The following is a 3,783-nucleotide window of genomic DNA, read 5'->3' on the forward strand; positions in this document are numbered from 1 at the left end:
TGACTCACAATGAACATCCTCTCCTACGGACACAAGATCCGCACTAATCGGGTGTCCACTAAACGAGGGTAACCTCATTTTAGCCATAGTGAAGACTCATGCAATTTAACCAAAGTTATGCAGCCTAGTGAAATACGGAGTGTGAATTATGGCGGAAACGTGGAGTTCAGAAATTTTTTACCAGGAGATACGCCATTTACTAAAGAGGTATTTTCCCTCAGAAAATTGTGTGTCTCCCGATGATGTCGAAGTACGAGCTACCTGGAAAACGTCCAAGTACGCATATTGCGTATTTTCAGTTAAATCCGCGCAAGGACTTGCATATGTTGGCATGGAATTTGCGCTGATTCCACGACACACTCTTGAATCGGGTGAAAGCTACTCATCAGAGGGGAGAACCGCTGTTACGGGGTGGGGAGATCAGTTGGCAGGAAATGCTGTTGCCCCGTATTTAGATTACGGTTCCGACGATAAGATTGAATGGATTGGTGGCGAGAGAGACTACGATCCGAAGCATTTTACGGAACTAAAAAAATGAAAAGCGAAGGGGCAGATATTTATCTACCCCTAGCCACTCACAACTAGTCAGACAGACTAGCCCCTTCGTCTTTTAGTCGATATTGTGTTCCAAGTTAAACCACCGAGGAGCTACGTCACTACCACCATTGGAACCACGCAGCGGGAAAAGTGTCTTCAACGACTATGGATCAGGAGATAAAATCGAGTGGCTTGGGGAAGTCAGCAACAACGTTCCTCAGCATTTTATGGAATTGAGAAGGATGAAAGCAGACAGAAGAGTAGACGCAGAGCTTTACATTCCGCTAACGGGTCACGGCTAACCTTTTTCTTATGCCTTATCGGATTTATTTTGATGAAAATCATTAGCACAAACAAAAGTGACCTTAACGAACTGCTCTAGTTAAGGTCGCTATTCTTGCATCATGATTTTACGATTTAATTACGCTCAAACCGTAAACGGACGTCCGCAGTCAATGTACTCATTACTCTTTTCCTGGAACGGAGCTAAAAGGTAGCGGCTTTTCCATGTGCAAGGAACTCTCCACAGATAGTAATCATTACCTACATATCCGTCTTCCTGTAGCACTCCTTCTGTCTCAGGGCGGGGGCGTACAACTCCATTAAACTTTTCGGGGATAAGGGCTCTACGACCTACTGGATCCGTCCACTGGAAATCACGTTCCCAACCTTCGTCAAAATCACACCCATCGAAATAAACTAATACCTCACTCGGCGAGCTGAGAGAATGGGAAGCATTCTCTATCGGAATTTTCTCGTACCAAATGTCATGGTCTACTTTTTTGCCTTCTTCAATCCACTCGAGAACCTCTTGCTCATCAAAACTGGCACCTGCAAGAACCTGGATTGCACTACCCTGGATTGCACTACCATGCGAGTCTAGAAGGAAGCGTTTGACGTAGGCGAGATAAATATTAGATATATGCATTAACCGAGGCCTATCTTTTAAAGGTTGCCAGGAATCTTACATTCAACGCGAGCCGGTTTACTATAAGCCCTCGCATAATAAGTTCCCGTTGAGGTAACAATTGTTCCTTCAGTTACCCCGATAAATGAGGTTTCGACGTCTCCAATGCAATCTTGTTCCACTTCACGCGAGGTGTACCTATGTGGAGGATTCTTCTTTTTATCGAATTTATAATACGGTTTATTATCTGTGCCGCCCCTTAAATCAGGTGCTTTTTTCCACCATGCATAGTACTTATAGCGCAATGTATTAACGTGCGTCACGCTCAGTACCTTTTCTTTGCACCTCGTATGTGGCTTGAACCCCACGGCTCCAAAATTTGAACTTTTCCGAGGGTGCGGATTATCCAATGACAGCTCGCAAGGGCCATAGCGCTTTCCCGCTGCTTGAAGGCTTATCGCGTCTTTCAAGGGGAGCTCTTCCAATCCAGCTTCGACACGGTCAAAAAACTCTGCTGCTAGAGCAGGACTAGGAAATTCTAAATAAGGAGTAACGCCTATTAGAGAACCCCCTGGTAGGCCCTCTCGTCTAATAGACTTTAGTGTTCCTCCCTCAAAGTTCTGAGAAACAAAATCCTCTTCTTCTTTCGGATCTCCTATGGGGAATCCGTAAGAGCTTTTCTCATATCCTGCTGCAGACCAATCAAGAAGCACCGGATCCATAACCGGATGTGCTCCGTGCTGCGGCGTCCAGTAGATCATTCCGTGTTCGAAGACGTTGTAGCGCCCGACACCGTCAGGGGTGGTTAGCTCATCACTGATGGGGTAGCCGAGTTCACTGTTTTGAGCTCCCATGGATTGCCATTTGTCATAAATCCGGCCTTGGATGCTGGCCTGAGTTGCCGGCAATGCATTGTGAGTGTAAACATGTCCACCTTGGAAGTCTTGTTTAAACCACTGGTTTCCTAAAGCCATATCGCTGCTAGTGGGGTACCCAAGGAAGCCCTTTTCCCAGCCATGGCGTTCCCAGACTTTTGCTGCTGGGAGACTAACTGTATGTGCTCCGGTTTTGGGGTGCCAGTAGATATATCCATTGACAAACTCAGAACGCTTTCCTATTCCGTCTGGATTGGTGAGCTCATTAGACTTTGGCAGAAGAAGGAAGCTGGTTGGGCCGCCTACCTTATCGTATTTTTCTTTAATTAAACCGCATACTTCAAAGGGAGAAGGCCAATACACTTTACACCCTGGCCGAGCATTCAGCGTTGGAGTATCAGGGTTAGCAAGTTGTGCTTCTCGTATTTCTGCCTTGTCGGCTTCGTTCTTGTCGATACCGGCAGGAATTTCTTCTCTGTCGGAACGCATCTGACCAGGAATAACTTCACTGTTGGGATTAGCAGTCGGATGCCATTCTTTCAGCCCCTGCGGGTTGAGCTCGTCATTTGTGGCTTGGTTGACTTCATATCCTTCTGCCCCTGGAGGGGTTGGGATTCCCCACTGAGCAAACGGACCATCGACTACTTGCGGCGAAGTCGTATCACGGTGATCAGAGGGGTAAAAATCGTTGTCGGCAGACGGCGTTTCAGATGCTTGAACTTTTGATTGTTGTTCATCGCGAATCGATGATCCCAGAAGTGATGATTGCGCGACTGCAGTGCCGGGAGTGGTACTGATTAATAAGCTTGCTGAGACGAAAGCAAGGAGTTTGCGTGAGAGAGCTTTCATTGGTGGTCCTTAGATGAGAGTGAAACAAGGAGTTGTTCTACTAGGTCAGCTTATAGCCTGGTGGCAGGCTACGCTGGTTAAGTGAAAAAGTTCTCCTTTCTAATCTCGTGGGGTACCGATGAAAATAGTTAAACTCGGTCTTTCTTCTCTAGCCTGCGCATTTACTGCGCTAGGGGCTTGTTCTTCGGTGGCTGTCGCTGCAGATAATGACTTCGCTTCATTGCAGGCAAGCAGTACTGTGCCGGTGAATGATAATCGCATTGCGGCTTTGTGGTCAGTAACTCCGAGTTTGGATGACTCACAGCAACAGCGTGTTCGGCGTGATTGCACGGCAAGCTATGTAGGGGACAATTTCTGGTTGACCGCGCATCACTGTGGGGCCTGACCCCCGGAAAGTGGGGTTGCGTCCGCTAGCGTGGTGTATCTGTAGCCCGCGGTTGGCCTTGTGCCGGTGCACAATGAGGCGACCATCGCGGGTACCTTTCGAATCAACTTCTACCTATCCTCGAAAGGAAGTACACCGCGATGGCCGCTGCCCGAGAGTGTCTGATGGTTTGTGTGTGGGTTCCCAACCTGCATGAGGAGATGGACCAGAATGACAACTGTGGCACGACG

3 protein-coding genes are annotated in these 3,783 nt (G+C 47.7%); 1 reads left to right on the forward strand and 2 read right to left on the reverse strand.

Annotated elements, in window-relative coordinates; translation table 11 throughout:
• The first annotated feature begins 148 nt into the window (after positions 1 to 148).
• A complete protein-coding gene (locus QQS52_RS11410) occupies positions 149 to 538 on the forward strand; it encodes a hypothetical protein (protein ID WP_153246219.1) in 390 nt (129 codons plus the stop codon).
• A 426-nt stretch (positions 539 to 964) separates the two neighbouring features.
• On the opposite strand, the gene QQS52_RS11415 is transcribed toward QQS52_RS11410, so the two are convergent.
• Positions 965 to 1,465 carry a hypothetical protein gene (locus QQS52_RS11415; RefSeq protein WP_472773950.1) on the reverse strand — a complete coding sequence of 167 codons (501 nt, stop codon included), beginning with the start codon at positions 1,463 to 1,465 and terminating at the stop codon, positions 965 to 967.
• A 17-nt stretch (positions 1,466 to 1,482) separates the two neighbouring features.
• Complete coding sequence (locus tag QQS52_RS11420; RefSeq protein ID WP_472773951.1) at positions 1,483 to 3,168, reverse strand: LGFP repeat-containing protein; 1,686 nt, start codon at positions 3,166 to 3,168, stop codon at positions 1,483 to 1,485.
• Between the last annotated feature and the right edge of the window lie 615 nt (positions 3,169 to 3,783).

Source organism: Corynebacterium sp. 1103A (assembly GCF_055700955.1).

Bases quoted from the DNA above. Each gene is read 5' to 3' on its own strand.
- QQS52_RS11415 (WP_472773950.1), bottom strand. From the start codon at position 1,465: ATGCATATATCTAATATTTATCTCGCCTACGTCAAACGCTTCCTTCTA.
- QQS52_RS11420 (WP_472773951.1), bottom strand. From the start codon at position 3,168: ATGAAAGCTCTCTCACGCAAACTCCTTGCTTTCGTCTCAGCAAGCTTA.
- QQS52_RS11410 (WP_153246219.1), top strand. From the start codon at position 149: ATGGCGGAAACGTGGAGTTCAGAAATTTTTTACCAGGAGATACGCCAT.